This window comes from Salmonella sp. 2020_1459 (genome assembly GCF_043847915.1).
GTDB lineage: Bacteria > Pseudomonadota > Gammaproteobacteria > Enterobacterales > Enterobacteriaceae > Salmonella > Salmonella enterica.
Genome location: NZ_JBCMFA010000010.1, coordinates 39802 through 56483, shown reverse-complemented (window position 1 = coordinate 56483; position 16682 = coordinate 39802). Strand labels below are relative to the sequence as shown.

19 protein-coding genes and 1 pseudogene are annotated in these 16682 nt (G+C 53.1%); 9 read left to right on the top strand and 11 right to left on the bottom strand.

Annotated features, from left to right (window positions below; translation table 11 throughout):
* Positions 1-45: 45 nt before the first annotated feature.
* Positions 46-915 (bottom strand): phospholipase A, encoded by an 870-nt coding sequence (pldA, locus tag ACH0VJ_RS21400; protein ID WP_001201692.1) that lies wholly within the window; start codon positions 913-915, stop codon positions 46-48.
* Between the two features lie 164 nt (positions 916-1079).
* Here pldA and yigI point away from each other — a divergent pair, with 164 nt between their 5' ends.
* Together yigI and rarD are read left to right on the top strand one after the other, a co-directional pair.
* Positions 1080-1547 (top strand): acyl-CoA thioesterase YigI, encoded by a 468-nt coding sequence (yigI, locus tag ACH0VJ_RS21395; protein WP_001277136.1) that lies wholly within the window; start codon positions 1080-1082, stop codon positions 1545-1547.
* A 43-nt stretch (positions 1548-1590) separates the two neighbouring features.
* Positions 1591-2478, top strand: a complete 888-nt coding sequence (gene rarD / locus ACH0VJ_RS21390) for an EamA family transporter RarD (protein ID WP_000339081.1) — start codon at positions 1591-1593, stop codon at positions 2476-2478.
* A 39-nt stretch (positions 2479-2517) separates the two neighbouring features.
* Here rarD and ACH0VJ_RS21385 read toward each other — a convergent pair whose 3' ends face one another.
* On the bottom strand, positions 2518-2814 hold the full coding sequence (locus ACH0VJ_RS21385) for a hypothetical protein (RefSeq protein WP_001170054.1): 297 nt from the start codon (positions 2812-2814) through the stop codon (positions 2518-2520).
* A 174-nt stretch (positions 2815-2988) separates the two neighbouring features.
* On the opposite strand from ACH0VJ_RS21385, the gene ACH0VJ_RS21380 reads away from it, so the two are divergent.
* Positions 2989-3369: a hypothetical protein gene (locus ACH0VJ_RS21380; RefSeq protein WP_000619297.1), complete on the top strand. Its 381-nt coding sequence runs from the start codon at positions 2989-2991 to the stop codon at positions 3367-3369.
* Positions 3370-3416: 47 nt separating this feature from the next.
* On the opposite strand, the gene corA is transcribed toward ACH0VJ_RS21380, so the two are convergent.
* The 8 genes from corA to ACH0VJ_RS21340 form a co-directional block, all read right to left on the bottom strand.
* On the bottom strand, positions 3417-4367 hold the full coding sequence (gene corA, locus ACH0VJ_RS21375) for a magnesium/cobalt transporter CorA (RefSeq protein ID WP_000947139.1): 951 nt from the start codon (positions 4365-4367) through the stop codon (positions 3417-3419).
* A 155-nt stretch (positions 4368-4522) separates the two neighbouring features.
* Complete coding sequence (gene ysgD / locus ACH0VJ_RS21370; RefSeq protein ID WP_212723238.1) at positions 4523-4579, bottom strand: YsgD/CorL family protein; 57 nt, start codon at positions 4577-4579, stop codon at positions 4523-4525.
* Between the two features lie 259 nt (positions 4580-4838).
* The gene (gene uvrD, locus ACH0VJ_RS21365) at positions 4839-7001 is read right to left on the bottom strand and encodes a DNA helicase II (RefSeq protein WP_000383436.1); all 2163 of its coding nucleotides are present in this window, start codon (positions 6999-7001) and stop codon (positions 4839-4841) included.
* Positions 7002-7136: 135 nt separating this feature from the next.
* Positions 7137-7853, bottom strand: coding sequence for a 5-amino-6-(5-phospho-D-ribitylamino)uracil phosphatase YigB (yigB, locus tag ACH0VJ_RS21360; protein WP_001213560.1), 717 nt, complete (start codon positions 7851-7853; stop codon positions 7137-7139).
* Positions 7853-8755: a tyrosine recombinase XerC gene (gene xerC / locus ACH0VJ_RS21355; RefSeq protein WP_000132877.1), complete on the bottom strand. Its 903-nt coding sequence runs from the start codon at positions 8753-8755 to the stop codon at positions 7853-7855. Before xerC ends, yigB begins: the two co-directional genes overlap by 1 nt.
* The gene (locus tag ACH0VJ_RS21350) at positions 8752-9459 is read right to left on the bottom strand and encodes a DUF484 domain-containing protein (RefSeq protein WP_000812763.1); all 708 of its coding nucleotides are present in this window, start codon (positions 9457-9459) and stop codon (positions 8752-8754) included. Before ACH0VJ_RS21350 ends, xerC begins: the two co-directional genes overlap by 4 nt.
* Positions 9456-10280, bottom strand: coding sequence for a diaminopimelate epimerase (gene dapF / locus ACH0VJ_RS21345; RefSeq protein ID WP_001160671.1), 825 nt, complete (start codon positions 10278-10280; stop codon positions 9456-9458). The genes ACH0VJ_RS21350 and dapF overlap by 4 nt, the downstream gene beginning before the upstream one ends.
* A 36-nt stretch (positions 10281-10316) precedes the next feature.
* Positions 10317-10520, bottom strand: coding sequence for a lipoprotein (locus tag ACH0VJ_RS21340; RefSeq protein ID WP_000799903.1), 204 nt, complete (start codon positions 10518-10520; stop codon positions 10317-10319).
* A 185-nt stretch (positions 10521-10705) separates the two neighbouring features.
* Here ACH0VJ_RS21340 and ACH0VJ_RS21335 point away from each other — a divergent pair, with 185 nt between their 5' ends.
* The 4 genes and pseudogenes from ACH0VJ_RS21335 (at position 10706) to cyaY (ending at position 11995) form a co-directional block, all read left to right on the top strand.
* Positions 10706-10957, top strand: a complete 252-nt coding sequence (locus tag ACH0VJ_RS21335) for a hypothetical protein (RefSeq protein WP_001621231.1) — start codon at positions 10706-10708, stop codon at positions 10955-10957.
* A pseudogene (locus ACH0VJ_RS21330) lies at positions 10927-11228 on the top strand (hypothetical protein); the annotation flags it as partial. The gene ACH0VJ_RS21335 and the pseudogene ACH0VJ_RS21330, both read left to right, overlap by 31 nt.
* Positions 11216-11605, top strand: a complete 390-nt coding sequence (locus tag ACH0VJ_RS21325; protein ID WP_001125556.1) for a DUF3021 family protein — start codon at positions 11216-11218, stop codon at positions 11603-11605. The pseudogene ACH0VJ_RS21330 and the gene ACH0VJ_RS21325, both read left to right, overlap by 13 nt.
* Positions 11606-11674: 69 nt before the next feature.
* The gene (cyaY, locus tag ACH0VJ_RS21320; protein ID WP_000999930.1) at positions 11675-11995 is read left to right on the top strand and encodes an iron donor protein CyaY; all 321 of its coding nucleotides are present in this window, start codon (positions 11675-11677) and stop codon (positions 11993-11995) included.
* A 77-nt stretch (positions 11996-12072) separates the two neighbouring features.
* Here cyaY and cyaA read toward each other — a convergent pair whose 3' ends face one another.
* The gene (gene cyaA, locus ACH0VJ_RS21315; protein WP_000281718.1) at positions 12073-14619 is read right to left on the bottom strand and encodes a class I adenylate cyclase; all 2547 of its coding nucleotides are present in this window, start codon (positions 14617-14619) and stop codon (positions 12073-12075) included.
* A 376-nt stretch (positions 14620-14995) separates the two neighbouring features.
* On the opposite strand from cyaA, the gene hemC reads away from it, so the two are divergent.
* Positions 14996-15937, top strand: coding sequence for a hydroxymethylbilane synthase (gene hemC, locus ACH0VJ_RS21310; RefSeq protein ID WP_023196070.1), 942 nt, complete (start codon positions 14996-14998; stop codon positions 15935-15937).
* Complete coding sequence (gene hemD, locus ACH0VJ_RS21305; RefSeq protein ID WP_000025495.1) at positions 15934-16674, top strand: uroporphyrinogen-III synthase; 741 nt, start codon at positions 15934-15936, stop codon at positions 16672-16674. The genes hemC and hemD overlap by 4 nt, the downstream gene beginning before the upstream one ends.
* Positions 16675-16682 lie beyond the last annotated feature (8 nt).

Here is a 16682-nt window from a genome sequence, read left to right as displayed (position 1 = left end):
TTCAGCGCCTGCGAGAGAAACTGCAATGTTTAAAACACAATCCAATCAGAAGATATCGTTAAGCATCACGCCGACGCCGACACGTGTCTGATTAAAATTATAGTCGATCAGCGATTCGCCATAGCCGCTGTACACCTGGGTATAAAGCCGGACATGTTTAGTGACCGGATAGCTTAATCCAACTTCCGCGCCGCCGTAGCCTGTATTCCAGTTGTACTGGCCTTTGGCGCTTAATACCGCCTCGCCCAGGTGATAACCGATTTTAAGCTGGTAATAACCCATATATTTGGTGATGTCCGGATTATCATCGGTACTGCCAATCACGTACCACGGTTTGACCTCTACCAGCCAGTTACCGTTTTCGGCCATCAGACGGGTATACAGACGGTTCCAGCTACGCGAGGTGGGGTCCGAACGTCCGTTAGAGTCATGGTTGTAGCCCATCTCTACGTCGCGCAGCGTCCAGCCGGCAAAGCGATAATCGGTAGCAAAACCAAGAAAAAGCTGCGGTTCGTAGTTGGTTTCGCGAAACGGCGAAGACTCTTTACTGTTGGAAAGCTGCCACCAGGATTTCTGCGTATAGGAAGCGCCCAGTACCGAGTTCGGCCCCAGTATTCCGCGCCACAGCGGAAACGCCAGGCTCAACTGAAATTTCACTTCATCTTTACGTGCGTTTTCAGACCAGTTGTAGGTACTTATGGCCTCTTTGTTCAGATCGCTGGTGTTCGTGTAGATCAAGTAGTTCGTGTCATAAGGGTAAAGCGTAAAAGGGTTATCATGCTCCTGTAGCATGTTAGCGATGATACTTCCCCGTACTGCAGGCGCATCATGAACCTCTTTTATCGTAGCTTCTTGTGCATATGCCGCTAATGGCAGTAGCGTGGCTGGCAACAACCCTCTCAAAATCGCCCGCATTCTTGACGTTCTCCTGACGAAGTATTTTCAGCTTGAATCATTCTCTGCCAACCATTTTTACATATTTACACACATAGCCGTTAGTTATCCCTTCTTAAAGTAGAAAACAACAATTAAGAAGCATAATATCAACATTTCATTAACTAATGAGGTGTCAGGAATCTATGTCCGCTGTACTTACCGCTGAACAAGCTCTGAAATTAGTGGGTGAAATGTTTGTCTACCACATGCCGTTTAATCGGGCGTTAGGGCTGGAGCTGGAACGCTATGAAAAAGCGTTCGCCCAACTGGCCTTCAACAACCAGCCGATGATGGTCGGCAACTGGGCGCAAAGCATTTTACACGGCGGCGTGATCGCCTCTGCGCTGGATGTCGCCGCCGGACTGGTATGCGTCGGCAGCACGCTAACTCGCCACGAAACCATCAGCGAAGATGAACTACGCCAGCGCCTGTCGCGGATGGGAACGATTGACCTGCGCGTCGATTACCTGCGTCCGGGCAGAGGCAACCGCTTTACGGCCACCAGTAGCCTGCTGCGCGCAGGGAATAAAGTGGCCGTCGCCCGCGTGGAATTACACAATGAAGATCAGCTGTACATCGCCAGCGCCACCGCTACTTATATGGTGGGATAAAAGCAGGTAAACTGTTGTTACACTTCAGATACGAGTTTTCCGGATGGACGCAAAACAAACACGGCAGGGCGTATTACTCGCTCTTGCCGCCTATTTTATTTGGGGGATCGCCCCCGCGTATTTCAAGCTGATCTATTACGTTCCCGCAGATGAGATCCTGACGCACCGCGTGATTTGGTCATTTTTCTTTATGGTGGCGCTGCTTAGCGTCAGCCGGCAGTGGCGACAGGTTAAGCGCTTACTGAAAACGCCAAAGAAGATTTTCCTGCTGGCCCTGTCCGCCGTACTGGTCGGCGGTAACTGGCTATTGTTCATTTGGGCGGTAAATAATCACCATATGCTGGAGGCCAGCCTGGGTTATTTCATTAATCCGCTGGTTAACATCTTGCTGGGGATGATTTTTCTTGGCGAACGCTTCCGTCGAATGCAGTGGCTGGCGGTGATTCTGGCGGTGTGCGGCGTGCTGGTGCAACTCTGGACCTTTGGCTCGCTGCCGATTATCGCGCTGGGGCTGGCGTTTAGTTTTGCGTTTTACGGCCTGGTGCGTAAGAAGATCGCCGTTGAAGCGCAGACGGGTATGCTGGTTGAAACGCTATGGCTGTTGCCGGTCGCCGCGATTTATCTGTTTGGCATCGCCGATAGCCCTACCAGCCATATGGGGCAAAACGCACTATCGTTGAACTTGCTGTTAATGGCGGCGGGTGTGGTCACTACGATTCCGCTGCTGTGCTTCACCGGAGCGGCTACGCGTCTGCGTCTTTCTACACTGGGCTTTTTCCAGTATATCGGCCCAACGCTGATGTTTTTACTGGCGGTGACGTTTTATGGCGAAGTGCCGGGCGCGGATAAGATGGTGACATTTGCGTTTATCTGGGTCGCGCTGGCGATTTTCGTGATGGATGCGATTTATACGCAGCGGCGTAAGCATTAAATAATAAAATGGCAGCTATTATCTGGCTGCCATTTTATGTTATTTCTTCTTAGTAAATAGCAATACAATAAATAATATAATATTTGTTACTGGAAACACGCCCAACACACCAATAAACTTATTCCAACCAACAAACGTTAAATAGCGGGCATGGATCTGGCAAAAGCCGAATCCCAACGCTATTCCAATCCCCCTCAAATTTAATGAAGTACAAATCGACAGTACACCGAGCAGGACAATAGCAATCACCCACCATCCAATCCAGGCTTTAATGAATTCGGCTTTAGAAAAAGGGTCTTTACCAAAATAAATTTGCCAGAAATTTTTCTTTTGCATTTTATGAAATCCATTCATTGAAATTGTTAATTACCAGATAATATATTTAATTATTATCGATTGCTGTACAGCGTAATTATCATGACATTAATTACCATTGCTGTCATTAGAAAATTCAGTGTAATATATTTACATGTGAGATCTGAAGTTGGTTATCAATATGGAAAAAATAATATGATTAGGATTATTAAAGATATTTTTCACCCTTCCCCAAGGGATACATTGAAGCGAGCAAAGTTTGTTATTTATACATTATCATCATGGATAATATTATTTACTATAATGCCTAAAAACCAATATCTTAATTTAATATTTATTATTGCCAATACCTATATCCATATTAATATTGGCGCGAAGAGAATCAGAGATTCAGGTTGCAGGGCACTTTATTTCATCGCATTGTCTATAGGTGTAAATGTCTTCTGTACAGTCAGTGTCGCACTCAATGGGGCTGATTGCGATAACATTGGTATACAACTCAATATTGCCTGGGTAATACTCACAACACTACTGCTATCTTTCATCGCTTCTTCAAAACAAGAACTTTCCTCATGATGAAGAACTTCCAACGGACTGGCGGTTAAATCGCCAGTCCGTATATTTTACAGCCAGTTCTTGCGCTTAAAGTACAGATACGGCGCAAGCCCCGCCAGAATCATAAAGATAATCGCGCCTGGATAACCAAAGCTCCACTTCAGTTCCGGCATAAACTCGAAGTTCATCCCATAGCTGGAAGCGACCAGCGTCGGCGGCAGGAACACCACGGAAACCACCGAGAAGATTTTGATAATACGGTTCTGCTCGATGTTGATGAACCCCATCGCCGCTTGCATCAGGAAGTTCACCTTCTGGAACAGCGATTCATTGTGCGGCAGCAGAGATTCGATATCGCGCAGGATCTCACGCGCCTGCTCCAGCTGTCCGCCCGGTAAGCGCGCCTTGCGCACCAGGAAGTTCAGCGCGCGTTGGGTATCCATCAGACACAGGCGTACCTTCCAGCCGATATCTTCCAGTTCCGCCAGCGTGGAAAGCGCTTCGTCGTATTCATCGCCCTGATGCCCTTCCATAATGACGCGGCTCAGTTTTTCCAGATCGCTGTAGATGTTTTCGATTTCATCCGCCAACTGTTCAATTTTAGTTTCGAACAGATCGAGCAGTAATTCATAAGCATTACCGTCGACCATCGCCTGGCTGCGGGCGCGCATACGATACAAACGGAAGGCGGGCAGTTCGCGTTCACGCAGCGTAAACAGACGGCCATCGCGAATAGTGAATGCCACCGTAGAGTTACCGGCATGATCTTCCGCATCTTCGAAGAAGAAGAAGGAGTGGATATGCAGTCCGTCTTCGTCTTCAAAGAAGCGCGCGGATGCTTCGATATCTTCCAGTTCAGGACGCGTCGCCAGACTCTGGCCCAGCTCAGATTGTACGCGCAATCGCTCGTCGTCGTCCGGTTCGACCAAATCGACCCATACGGCATCAATCAGGCTTTGTGACTCCTCGACTTCCAGCCGGGTTAGTCGGTTTTTTTCCAGTTGAAATGCGCTCAGCATGACCGGGACTCCCAATGCGTAAAAATATCGGACAGTTCAGATGGGCACACAGAAACAAATTGGGTTTCAGACCATTAAACAGCCTGACTCAACGCGACGGGAAAAAATGAAAGGTCGCTGACAACCGCTAAGGCTATCAGCAAAAAGGGATAGCCTTAGGAGTTGATCCTGGATGACAGGATAATGAGCCAGTATCTACTGGGTGTGTCCAAGGCGAATGTCCTCTTAGCGTAATCGTGGGCGCATGTTACGCCAGCAAAAATTTGCCGTCAACACGCAACGAAACGCGAAAAAGCAATAATTTCCCCTTATGCAGAAAGGTTAGCAGAGTGAGAGTATTTATCTATGATTTCAGAATATTAACATCAATATATCGCCGGATGGCGGCTTCGCCTTATCCGGCCTACAAATCAAAATGTTAGCCAGCGCGTAGGTCGGATAAGAGGCGTCATCCGGCAATATGAGAGTCGGTCAAACCGTTTCCAGCTTCGCATATGCGGCAACCAGCCATTTGATCCCTTGCCCCTGAAAAGCCACCTGCAACCGGCTATGTTCGCCGCTGCCCTCCAGGTTGACAATAGTTCCCTCGCCGAACTTCGCATGGCGCACGCGTTGGCCGAGTTTGTAGCCTGTGTCGTTTTCCGCCAGCGGCGTTCCCATTCGTTGATGGCTCACCGGACGACTGACGGTGGCGCGCAGACGGACCTCTTCCACGCACTCCTCCGGCAGTTCGCCGATAAAACGCGACGGGCGATGGTAGACCTCTTTACCGTACAGACGACGCGTTTCCGCATAGGTTAGCGTCAGTTTCTGCATGGCACGGGTAACGCCGACGTAGGCCAGACGACGCTCCTCTTCCAAACGCCCGCCCTCATCCAGCGACATCTGGCTGGGGAACATACCCTCTTCCATGCCGACGATAAACACCTGCGGAAACTCCAGGCCTTTGGCCGAGTGCAGCGTCATCAGCTGTACCGCATCCTGCCAGGTATCCGCCTGCCCCTCGCCCGCTTCCAGCGCCGCGTGAGAGAGGAAGGCCTGCAATGGCATTAAATCTTCATCTTCGTCGTTGTAGCTGAACTGCCGCGTCGCCGTCACCAGTTCCTCTAAGTTTTCGATGCGCGTCTGGCCTTTCTCGCCTTTTTCTTGCTCATACATGGTGCGCAGGCCGGAATCTTTGATCACCCGGTCAGTCTGCACATGCAGCGGCATGTCAGCGGTTTCCTGCGCCAGGGCGTCGATCAGTTCCATAAAGCGTTGCAGCGCGCTGGCCGCACGCCCGGCCAGGGCTTTTTCCTGTAACAATTCACGGCACGCCTGCCACAATGTTAGCTGGCGATCGCGCGAGGTCTGACGCACCACGTCCAGCGTGCGGTCACCGATGCCGCGCGTTGGGGTATTCACCACGCGTTCAAAGGCGGCATCATCGTTGCGATTGGCAATCAAACGCAGATAAGAGAGCGCATCTTTGATCTCCTGGCGTTCGAAGAAGCGCATACCGCCGTAAATCCGGTACGGCATACTGGCCTGTAATAACGCTTCTTCCAGCACGCGCGACTGGGCGTTGCTGCGATAAAGGATGGCGCATTGCGCAAGCGCGCCGCCGTTGTCCTGCCAGGTTTTGATACGGTTAACCACAAAGCGCGCTTCATCCAGTTCGTTGAAAGCGCAGTACAGCGATATCGGTTCGCCGTCAACGCCGTCAGTCCACAGCTTTTTGCCCAGACGCCCGTTGTTGTTTTCAATCAGGGCGTTCGCCGCGCTAAGGATGTTGCTGGTCGAGCGGTAATTCTGCTCCAGACGAATGGTCTGCGCGCCGGGGAAATCATTGAGGAAGCGCTGGATGTTCTCTACCTGGGCCCCGCGCCAGCCGTAGATCGACTGGTCATCGTCGCCGACAATCATCACCTTACCGGTATCGCCCGCCAGCAGACGAACCCAGGCGTACTGAATGTTGTTGGTATCCTGGAATTCGTCCACCAGGATGTTAGTAAACCGCTCGCGATAGTGTTGCAGGATGTGCGGCTTGTTCAGCCATAGTTCATGAGCGCGCAGCAGTAGCTCGGCAAAATCCACCAGACCAGCACGATCGCACGCTTCCTGATAGGCCTGATACACCTTCTGCCAGGTCTGCTCCACCGGGTTGCCATAGCTTTGGATATGGTGCGGGCGTAGCCCTTCGTCTTTCTGGCTATTGATGTACCACATCGCCTGACGCGGCGGCCACTGCTTCTCATCAAGATTCATCGCCTTAATCAGGCGCTTAAGCAAACGCATCTGATCTTCGCTGTCGAGAATCTGGAAATCCTGCGGCAAATTAGCGTCCATATGATGCGCGCGCAGCAGGCGGTGCGCCAGACCGTGGAACGTCCCTACCCACATTCCGCCCTGGCTGGTCCCCATCAACTGGCCAATACGATGGCGCATTTCCGCCGCCGCTTTATTGGTAAAGGTCACCGCCATGATGGAGTATGGCGAGTTGTTTTCTACGCTCAGTAACCAGGCAATACGGTGCACCAGCACGCGGGTTTTCCCGCTTCCCGCGCCCGCCAGCACCAGCATGTTGCTACGTGGCGCGGCCACCGCTTCGCGCTGTTTATCATTAAGGCTGTCGAGCAGGTAAGAAACGTCCATTGGCACCGCCGCGTAAAAACATGAAAACTAAAAACGCCCGGTGGCGCTTCGCTTACCGGGGCTACTTATCGTAGGGCGGATAAGCATAGCGCCATCCGCCAGAATAACTGGGAATTTATACAGAACTACTGGTGATTATATCAGCGAGGTGAGAGATGCCAACCGCGAAATTTCGATATGCGGCAGTAAACGGCTGTCCTGCGTCCGCATCAGGTCGGCATTTTCAGGTTTAATCCAGCAGGCCTGCATCCCACAGCGAATAGCGCCAGCCACATCGGTAGTCAGATCATCGCCGACATGCAGGATCTCGCCGATCGGCACATGCAGTTTTTCCGCCGCCAGGAAATACATGTCGCTAAACGGCTTGGAACGTCCATCCGGGCCGGCGCGCAGTACAAACTTAAAGTAATCGCCGAGGCCAAACAGTTCCGGCTGGGCATTGCCGTTAGTGATCGCCACCAGCGGCCATTTTTTCGCAAGCTGCTGTAACGTCTCATGGGTAGCCTGCGGAACCTCAATCTGGCTGCGCCATTTGGCAAAATGCATCATCGCCGCATTCGCGCCGGCAATGGCCTCCTGCGCCGATAATCCCGCATCCCGCATGGCCTGCTCTATCGCACGATGGCGCCAGCGGGTAACGTCATGATAGATTTCCGGCTCCGCTTCACGCACCGCCTGCCGTATCCGCTGTAAATCGACGTTTTGAAACGAACGTAGCGACGGGTGATAATTTTGCATAAAAGCGAGCGCTTCCTGCTCAGTACGCAAAATCACCGGACGGTTATCATAAAGGGTATCATCCAGGTCAAAGGTGAGCGCGGCAATACGCCCCAAAGGCCGGTAAAAACGCATTATTTCCCCCGTTTAGCGCGCGGATGCGCCGCGTCGTACACTGAAGCAAGATGTTGAAAATCAAGATGAGTATAAATTTGGGTGGTGGAAAGGTTGGCATGACCCAGCAGCTCTTGCACGCCGCGCAGATCGCCGCTCGATTCCAGCATATGGGTCGCGAACGAATGGCGCAGCTTATGTGGATGCACGTGGCTGTTTAGCCCCTGCTTTATGCCCCATTCGGCGAACCGTTTTTGGACATTGCGCGCGGAGATACGCTTGCCGAGCTTCGACAGGAATAACGCCTCTTCATCGCTGGCGAACAGGCCGCGCAGATCCAGCCAGTGCTCAATCCACGTCACCGCGTTACGGCCAATCGGCAGGCGTCGCTCTTTGCTGCCTTTACCCATTACCCACACTTCGCCGGTATCAAGATCGAGGTGCTTTATATCCAGGCCAACCAGTTCGGATAAACGCAGCCCCGCGCCGTACATGACCTCCAGCATCGCCCGGTCACGTACGGCGAGCGGATCGTTAAGATCGATGTCCAGCAGGCGGTTAACGTCGTCGACATCAATATTTTTCGGCAGATGACGCGGCGCTTTCGGTGCGGAGACGCCCTTCGCCGGGTTAGCTTTCAATTCGCCCTGACTGACTAACCAGTCAAAAAAGCTTCGCAATGCCGAGAGACGTAGCGCCAGACTGGCAGGGCCAAGCCCTTTACGCCGACTGCGCACCGCAAAACTGCGCACAATCGCAGCGTCACATTGTTGCCAGCTTTTCAGCCCGGTTTCTCCGGCTAAAGCGATAATGGCATCAAGCTGACGCTGGTAGTTCTGCAGGGTAATGGGGCTAAGCTGGCGCTCCACGCCTAAATAGCGCAGGAACCGCGAGACATCCTGAGAAAGCGCGACATCCGTCATACGCGTTTAATCCAGCGTTCCAGCAGTTCCGGCAGCATCAGCGCGATCTCCTGTAAAAGCTGCGTCCCCTGCCCCGGCTGATAGTGGTGCGGGTCACGGCTGCTGAAGAGAATCACCCCGAGGTCGCCATCGCTGCCCATCATCGACATAGCTACCGAGCCTACAGCCTTCGCCTCCGGCAAGACCACCAGCAGTTCCGGGCCGTTTAGCGGGCCAAGATAATGCTGCGACTGTCCCAGTCGTTGAATACGCAGCGGCTCGAAGGCCTGACGGTTTAAAGCCAGATGCGTATAGCGCGATGGCGCGCCAAGACGCCACCGATCCGGGAACAAACGCAGCGTCGCGCCGGCAAGCCCCAAATCGCGCGCCCAGCGGTGAAACCGCACCAGCATCTCATCCAGACTATCCGCGGCGACCAGACGGCTTTGCAGATGCAGCAAGCGATAAAACAGGCTTTCATTGGCATGAGCCTGTTCCATCAGCAGCGTCATATTTTCTTCAAGCACATTGATGTGATTACGCGCGCGGGCCATATGCCACTCAACGAGCGAAACCGTTCCCCGCACGGGATGTGGAACACGCATCGCTTCCACGGCATGGGCGTTACGGATAAAAAACTCAGGGTGATGGCGCAGGTAATCGACGACCGCTCGATCGTCCAGTTCCGTGAGCGTTTCCTGTAGTTCTTCCTCTGGTTGCTTCATAAATGGATAAATCCGTCGTAGATATGTGCCGCCGGACCAGTCATGTATAACGGATGACCCGGACCTTTCCAGGCGATATCCAGCCGACCGCCCGGTAATTCCACGCGTACTTCTTCAGCCAGCAGCCCCTGCTGAATCCCCACGGCAACGGCAGCGCACGCGCCGCTGCCGCACGCACGGGTCTCCCCTGCGCCGCGTTCATAGACTCGCAGCCGGATATGCTCACGTCTTACAACCTGCATAAAACCAATGTTGGCACGTTCCGGAAAACGCTCATGGCTTTCCAGAACCGGCCCCAGTGTTTCAACGGCCGCCGTGTCGACGTTATCAACCTGAATGACACAGTGCGGATTACCCATTGAAACCACGCCGCACAATATGGTCTGTTCCGCCGCTCGCATAATATACGTCTTTTCCGCTTTGTTGGCGCGAAAAGGCACCTGCGCGGGTTCAAAGTTTGGCTCGCCCATATTGACGCGTACCAGTTCATCTTCCGTGACGCTCAGTACCATCCGGCCATTCGCGGTACTGACCCGAATGTCGCGTTTATTGGTTAGCCCTTTCAGGCGAACAAATCGCGCGAAACAGCGCGCGCCATTGCCGCACTGCGAGACTTCACTGCCGTCGGCGTTGAAGATGCGGTAATGAAAATCCAACTCAGGATCATAGGGCGGCTCAACCACCAGCAGCTGATCGAACCCTACGCCCAAGTGTCTGTCGGATAGCCGACGAATCAGTTCCGGCGAAAAAAAGACATTCTGCGTTACCGCGTCGACGACCATAAAATCGTTGCCAAGGCCATGCATTTTAGAGAATTGCATCATTCACTCCGTTCACGCGGGGACAGAAAACTATCCTCAGTAATTGACCTGGGACGGGCCATCTCCCGTTGCGCGATCGTTCTTATCGGGCATCGTGGACTGCGTTTGCGAATCGACTTTTTTCGTCGGCGGCGGCGCATTTTTATCGGCTGGCGGGAAATAAAGCGGCCCTTTCAAACCGCAGCCCGTCAGGCTGAACAGAGTCAGAAGTACAGCGAGTGTCTTAAACACGTTTTTCATTATGGATTGCCTGTAAGTTCATGCTTTCTATTTTCTATCATCGCAGGAGAAGGCGTAAAAGCAAGCGTTTAGGGGCTCTTTATAAAATCTGAAAAGCGGCGCGTTGCCATGATTATTGCGCATTTACATCAGGGAACATGCTTTGCTAATCACTTTAGGTTTACGTACCACGTCCGGATGACCTTATGCAATATCGTAATTTGTTTTGCCTTTTTTCGCTTTCACTTCTGCTGCCTCCCGCCTGGGGATGCCGGCTGAGTGAATCTCCGCACAATGTTTATCAACGGCAAGGCAGCGGCGTGGTTTATCTCCAGCCAGAAGAGGAGAACAATCTTTCGTTGCCGGAGGTGAATTTCAAACGCCTGCGTCGGTTACCCAATTCATTGATTAACCCGGCAACTCAGGGCTGGAACTGGATAGCACAGCCCCCTTCCTGAACCAGAAAATTAACGCCGGAAAAGAGCACGGCTACTTTATGCATAATAGCCAGCAGGCTCAGGATATTCAGGTCTTTAGCATCAATGGGCCGCTAAAAGTCACCGAGCGTTTTGCGTATGACAACCGCTAGTTTATACGTGGATTGGCAGCCAGCTTTACCGAACAGCATCCCCCTGCCCGGATAAGACGCATACTCTGAATAGGAACGTCATGTACACCAACAATAAAGACATCATCATCATAACGCAGGCACCGGAATGCCAAAAATGACGCCGCTAAACCGTTTTGCGCACTTGATTAAACATTTGAAAAACGCCCTTCGGGGCGTGGGGATCGGTTCATGCATTTACGTCATTATTGAAAGCATTATGCACGGCACGATAAACGGTGTTGAAGCTGCCGGAGTCCTGACGATAAGCGCGGTACTCGGTCTGCTTAGCGCTCTTTTGGATATCAAAGCAAAGCCGCGCGCCCCCTTAATCCTGTTGCATTTTCTCCTCTGCGGCGGCTGCGTCGCACTGATGGTGGCAATGCTGTCGGCTCTGAACCATTTCCCGGTTAACGCGTCCGTCATACTTATCACCGGTGCGCTATTTATCGTCATTTACCTACCGCTGAGTTTTATCCTTTACCGCTCACAACGGTAATTCGTATCGGTTCCAGAAGCTGACGCTTCCCCTTATACTGGCGCTATCACTCAATAGCGGGATAAAACAATGAACGACAGTGAATTTCATCGCCTGGCTGACGCCCTGTGGCTCACCATTGAAGAACGCCTCGATAGCTGGGACGGCGACAGCGATATCGACTGCGAAATCAACGGCGGCGTGCTGACCCTCAGCTTTGAGAACGGCAGTAAGATCATTATTAACCGTCAGGAGCCGTTGCACCAGGTGTGGCTGGCGACCAAACAGGGCGGCTATCATTTCGATCTGAAAGGCGACGAGTGGGTTTGCGATCGCAGCGGCGAAACCTTCTGGGATCTGCTGGAGCAGGCGGCAACGCAACAAGCGGGTGAAAAGGTGAGTTTTCGTTGATTTATTTGCCGGATGCGCTTTGCTTATCCGGCTTACTGTAGGCCCGGTAAGGCGTAGCCGCCACCGGGCGAAAATCCTCAGGAGAAATACTGCTGCAATAGCGGCGCGTCATGATCCTGGTTTGCTGGCGGCACGGTGTTGATAGGCTGCGTACGGAATGGGATCACCTGCGCACGGCCATCGGTTTTCACTATCTGGTAGAACTGCGGCAGGTTGAAGTTGATAAAGCTGGAGCCATACGTGAAGCGATCGTGCGATGACGAATAGAAGCGACTGACGTCGCGCACCAGTTCTTCCTTGCTACCCTCGCAGTGGTGATACACTTCCGCCCGGTTACTTTCATCCAGAATATAAATATTAAAGCCTTTCTCATCGCCCGTTTCTTCAAAGAAGAACTGGATGATCCCTTCGCTGGCGAAGCCATCCACCACTGACGGCAATTTCACCTGGTTGGTTTCCACCTGTACCGACAGCCCGTGCAGCTTGTTATGCGAAATCGCGCCGTAGAATTCGATAGCGTTCTCCAGCTTCTGCACCGAGACATTCAAGCGTTCGAAGAATAGCCCCCACGTCTGCCCGGAAACCCGCAGCGCCTTGAAGCGACCGGTCTCCTGACGGGTGCTGGAAAGACGTAGCTCGATACATTCGGAGACCAGTTGCTGCACGCGGGTGCGAATCAGACCGCGAAGATGTTGACTGTAGCAGAACACTTCGACGCTATCCGGCGGCGCGGCATCCTGGTGCATTTTCCCCAGAATCGTTTTCAGCGCTTCGATCATCGCCTGCTCGCCGTTAAAGTGCAGAGTACGCACTTCGTTCCACGAGTTGCGATATAACAAGTCGATACTGCCTATCAGACAGTTTTGCTCTTCGCCAAAGCTGAAAACGTCCAGCTTACGGAAGTCAAAATGGACCACTTTATTGCGAAACGCCGCCGTCGGGTCATATTCGAGGTTAACGATAATCGCCAGATGGCGAATTTCACAGGGGCTGTAGAGCGCTTTCGGCGTTGGAGCAGGCAAGCGCAGCGGGAAATGGTGCGAAACATCGGCGACCATCTCCTGCAACTTAGGCAGGTCGACAATACCGTTGCCCTTAATAAACAGATGCGTTCGCGACGTCAGCAGGCCGTTGAACCACGCCCACGCGACCAGCTTATTAAGATAACGGTTATATTCCAGCGGCTGATGGCTGATGATGGAATCCATGTTCGGCGCGCGGTTGTAGAGATACCAGCCTGAACGGTTGGCGCGTCCCGGCGGCACATGGATAAAGGTTAAATTCGGCTCGGACAGATCCGGCGATATCTGCGGGTTCACCAGCGTGACTTTACCCGGCAACGCTTCAAAAGCGGCGTACAGCTTACGCGTCAGTACGCCGATATCCTGCGGGCTGGCACTCACGCTGAGGTTGTTGCGCCGCGCAAAGCGAATCAGATTACGATAGCTCTGCATCATGGCGTCGAGCAATTCGTTGTGGGCTTCGCGCACCTGATCGATTTTCCAGTTTGCGCGATTATCGAGCATGGTCAGACGCGCGTCGTCCCATCCCCACTCGCTGACTAACTGGCTTAATACTTCCCGACGCCAGCCTACGCAGGCACGCTCGCGACTTAATTTCTCGCACACTTTCAGGTAAAAGCAGCGGCGGACTAAATCCAGCCGCGTCGGATCTTCAATCGCCGTCAGGTATTCAGTGACCCGTTCCAGCATCATGCAGTAGGGATCGAGTCCAAACGATACGATTTCACCATCATGCAGACGTTGTTTAATATCTTTCGCCAGCAGACGTGGGTTGGGATATTCCCATGAGTAGGCTTCCAGCAGCAGCGTTTTCAGCACCGCTTTGTACGGCGAGTCAATGCTCTTGTATAGCTGCCACAGGCTGGCGCCAAAGTACTCTTCGGCGGAGAGCGAGCTTAAGCCCCCCAGATCCAGCCATTCGTTTGGCGTTAATACGCCCTGCGCGTAGAGCGTCATGACATAGTCGTCGTAATGCTCTTCTTCGTCGCACGGCACCATACTCCACAGGATACGCTTCCCGGCCAGGCGCACAGCGGTACGATAAAACTCATCAAGCAACAGGATATGCTGCGTAGAACCACAGTCTTCCCCGCCCAGACTGCCGCTTTCGTTATGGCGGAAACGGTTCTCGTCGATCAGGAAGAAGCTCACCTCAACGCCAAGCGAGGCGGCCCAGCTTTCCAGCAGGCTACACTTACGTTGCAGCAACTGACGCTCTTCGCCGTCGAGCCAGGACTGATGGCACACCCAGATATCCAGGTCGGACGAGCAGCTCTGCCCGACCGAGGAGGTGCTGCCCATGGTGTAAACGCCGGTAATCGGCAGCTCGCCCTTCGGCGGGTCCTGCGGCGTCATACCGCGGTACAGCTCAAGTTCGTTCAGATAGTGGCGTTGGGTTTCATCAGGCGTGTAGAAGCAAATACCGCTGGGAACGTTACCATCAAGGTAACCCGGCATCAGTGGATGGTGATAGTGCAATAATGTCGGCAGAAGACTGTAAACCTGCTGAAAAGCGGGTCCCATGGCAGCAAGCGCGCGATCCACACGCAGTTGATTTATGGCATCCAGTCTCTGTTTCAGAGTCTCAATATAGAGGTACAAGACGTATCGCCTGATGTTGCTACCCGTCATGGTGCAGGTCAGTACTTGACCGTCGCCATTCGGGATAAACCGTATGTCAAAAATAACCGTTACCCTTTCTCGCCTGCATATTTTTATCTAATACCGACGAAAAAATGGTCTAAAACGTGATCAATTTAACACCTTGCTCATTGACCGTAAAGAAAGATGCGCTACATACAAGTGTAGCACCGTTCGCTGCGTGTAAATTCTTAAATACGGGCTGGCGGTTTCTCGTCATTATTCACTGTCATTGACGACACTGCGCCTTATCCTCTCACTCACGGTGACCGGAAAACTAACATACTCTCTATAAGGATGTTAGGATGGTCAATGATTGATAATGACGGTAACAAGCATGTTAGACAATGTTTTAAGAATTGCCACACGCCAAAGTCCCCTTGCGCTTTGGCAGGCACATTATGTCAAAGACGCATTGATGGCAACCCATCCGGGACTGACGGTAGAACTGGTGCCGATGGTCACACGCGGCGACGTGATTCTCGATACTCCCCTGGCGAAAGTGGGCGGTAAGGGACTGTTTGTTAAAGAGCTTGAAATCGCGCTGCTGGAAAAACGCGCTGATATCGCCGTGCACTCTATGAAAGACGTTCCGGTGGCCTTCCCGGACGGTCTCGGTCTGGTGACCATTTGCGAGCGCGAAGATCCGCGCGACGCGTTTGTCTCGAATAAATATCACAGTCTGGACGATCTGCCCGCGGGTAGTATCGTCGGGACGTCCAGTTTGCGTCGTCAGTGTCAACTGGCGGAACGCCGTCCGGACCTCATTATCCGTTCGTTGCGCGGCAACGTCGGCACACGTCTCGGCAAGCTGGACAACGGCGACTATGACGCCATTATCCTGGCCGTGGCCGGTCTGAAACGCTTAGGTCTGGAGTCGCGCATTCGCACAGCCTTGCCGCCCGACGTTTCACTTCCTGCCGTAGGCCAGGGCGCCGTCGGGATTGAGTGTCGTCTTGACGACGCGCGAACACAGGCGCTGCTCGCACCGTTGAATCACTCGCAAACCGCGCTGCGCGTAACGGCGGAACGCGCTATGAACACCCGCCTGGAAGGCGGTTGTCAGGTGCCGATTGGCAGCTATGCAGAAATCATCAACGGTGAAATTTGGCTACGCGCGCTGGTTGGCGCGCCGGACGGTTCGGTGATAGTGCGCGGCGAACGTCGTGGTTCTCCCGAGCAGGCGGAGCAAATGGGCATCTCGCTTGCAGAGGAACTGCTGGAAAACGGCGCGCGCGCGATTCTGACGGAAGTTTATAACGGCGAGACGCCCGCATGAGTATTCTGATCACCCGCCCCTCTCCCGCAGGGGAAGCGTTAGTGAGCCGTCTGCGCGCACTGGGGCAGGTGGCTTGGAGTTTTCCACTGATTGAATTTGTCGCCGGTCGGGAGCTACCCACCCTGGCCGACCGCCTGGCGACGCTGACGGAAAACGATCTGGTTTTTGCCCTTTCACAGCACGCCGTCGCCTTTGCTCACGCCCAGCTCCAGCGGGATGGCCGAAACTGGCCTGCGTCGCCGCGCTATTTCGCGATTGGCCGCACCACGGCGCTCGCCCTTCATACCGTTAGCGGGTTCGATATTCGTTATCCATTGGATCGGGAAATCAGCGAAGCCTTGCTACAATTACCTGAATTACAAAATATTGCGGGCAAACGCGCGCTGATTTTGCGTGGCAATGGCGGCCGCGAACTGCTGGGCGAAACCCTGACAGCGCGCGGAGCCGAAGTCAGTTTTTGTGAATGTTATCAACGATGTGCGAAACATTACGATGGCGCGGAAGAAGCGATGCGCTGGCATACTCGCGGCGTAACAACGCTTGTTGTTACCAGCGGCGAGATGTTGCAACGGCTCTGGTCGCTGACTCCCCAGTGGTATCGTGAGCACTGGTTACTACGCTGTCGGCTATTGGTCGTCAGTGAGCGTCTGGCGCACCTCGCCCGGGAACTGGGCTGGCAAGATATTAAGGTCGCTGATAACGCCGACAACGATGCGCTGTTGCGCGCATTACAATAACTCTCATA

Coding starts and splice junctions, on each gene's coding strand:
- pldA (WP_001201692.1), bottom strand. CDS start 915: ATGCGGGCGATTTTGAGAGGGTTGTTGCCAGCCACGCTACTGCCATTA.
- yigI (WP_001277136.1), top strand. CDS start 1,080: ATGTCCGCTGTACTTACCGCTGAACAAGCTCTGAAATTAGTGGGTGAA.
- rarD (WP_000339081.1), top strand. CDS start 1,591: ATGGACGCAAAACAAACACGGCAGGGCGTATTACTCGCTCTTGCCGCC.
- ACH0VJ_RS21385 (WP_001170054.1), bottom strand. CDS start 2,814: ATGCAAAAGAAAAATTTCTGGCAAATTTATTTTGGTAAAGACCCTTTT.
- ACH0VJ_RS21380 (WP_000619297.1), top strand. CDS start 2,989: ATGATTAGGATTATTAAAGATATTTTTCACCCTTCCCCAAGGGATACA.
- corA (WP_000947139.1), bottom strand. CDS start 4,367: ATGCTGAGCGCATTTCAACTGGAAAAAAACCGACTAACCCGGCTGGAA.
- uvrD (WP_000383436.1), bottom strand. CDS start 7,001: ATGGACGTTTCTTACCTGCTCGACAGCCTTAATGATAAACAGCGCGAA.
- yigB (WP_001213560.1), bottom strand. CDS start 7,853: ATGCGTTTTTACCGGCCTTTGGGGCGTATTGCCGCGCTCACCTTTGAC.
- xerC (WP_000132877.1), bottom strand. CDS start 8,755: ATGACGGATGTCGCGCTTTCTCAGGATGTCTCGCGGTTCCTGCGCTAT.
- ACH0VJ_RS21350 (WP_000812763.1), bottom strand. CDS start 9,459: ATGAAGCAACCAGAGGAAGAACTACAGGAAACGCTCACGGAACTGGAC.
- dapF (WP_001160671.1), bottom strand. CDS start 10,280: ATGCAATTCTCTAAAATGCATGGCCTTGGCAACGATTTTATGGTCGTC.
- ACH0VJ_RS21340 (WP_000799903.1), bottom strand. CDS start 10,520: ATGAAAAACGTGTTTAAGACACTCGCTGTACTTCTGACTCTGTTCAGC.
- ACH0VJ_RS21335 (WP_001621231.1), top strand. CDS start 10,706: ATGCAATATCGTAATTTGTTTTGCCTTTTTTCGCTTTCACTTCTGCTG.
- ACH0VJ_RS21325 (WP_001125556.1), top strand. CDS start 11,216: ATGCCAAAAATGACGCCGCTAAACCGTTTTGCGCACTTGATTAAACAT.
- cyaY (WP_000999930.1), top strand. CDS start 11,675: ATGAACGACAGTGAATTTCATCGCCTGGCTGACGCCCTGTGGCTCACC.
- hemC (WP_023196070.1), top strand. CDS start 14,996: ATGTTAGACAATGTTTTAAGAATTGCCACACGCCAAAGTCCCCTTGCG.
- hemD (WP_000025495.1), top strand. CDS start 15,934: ATGAGTATTCTGATCACCCGCCCCTCTCCCGCAGGGGAAGCGTTAGTG.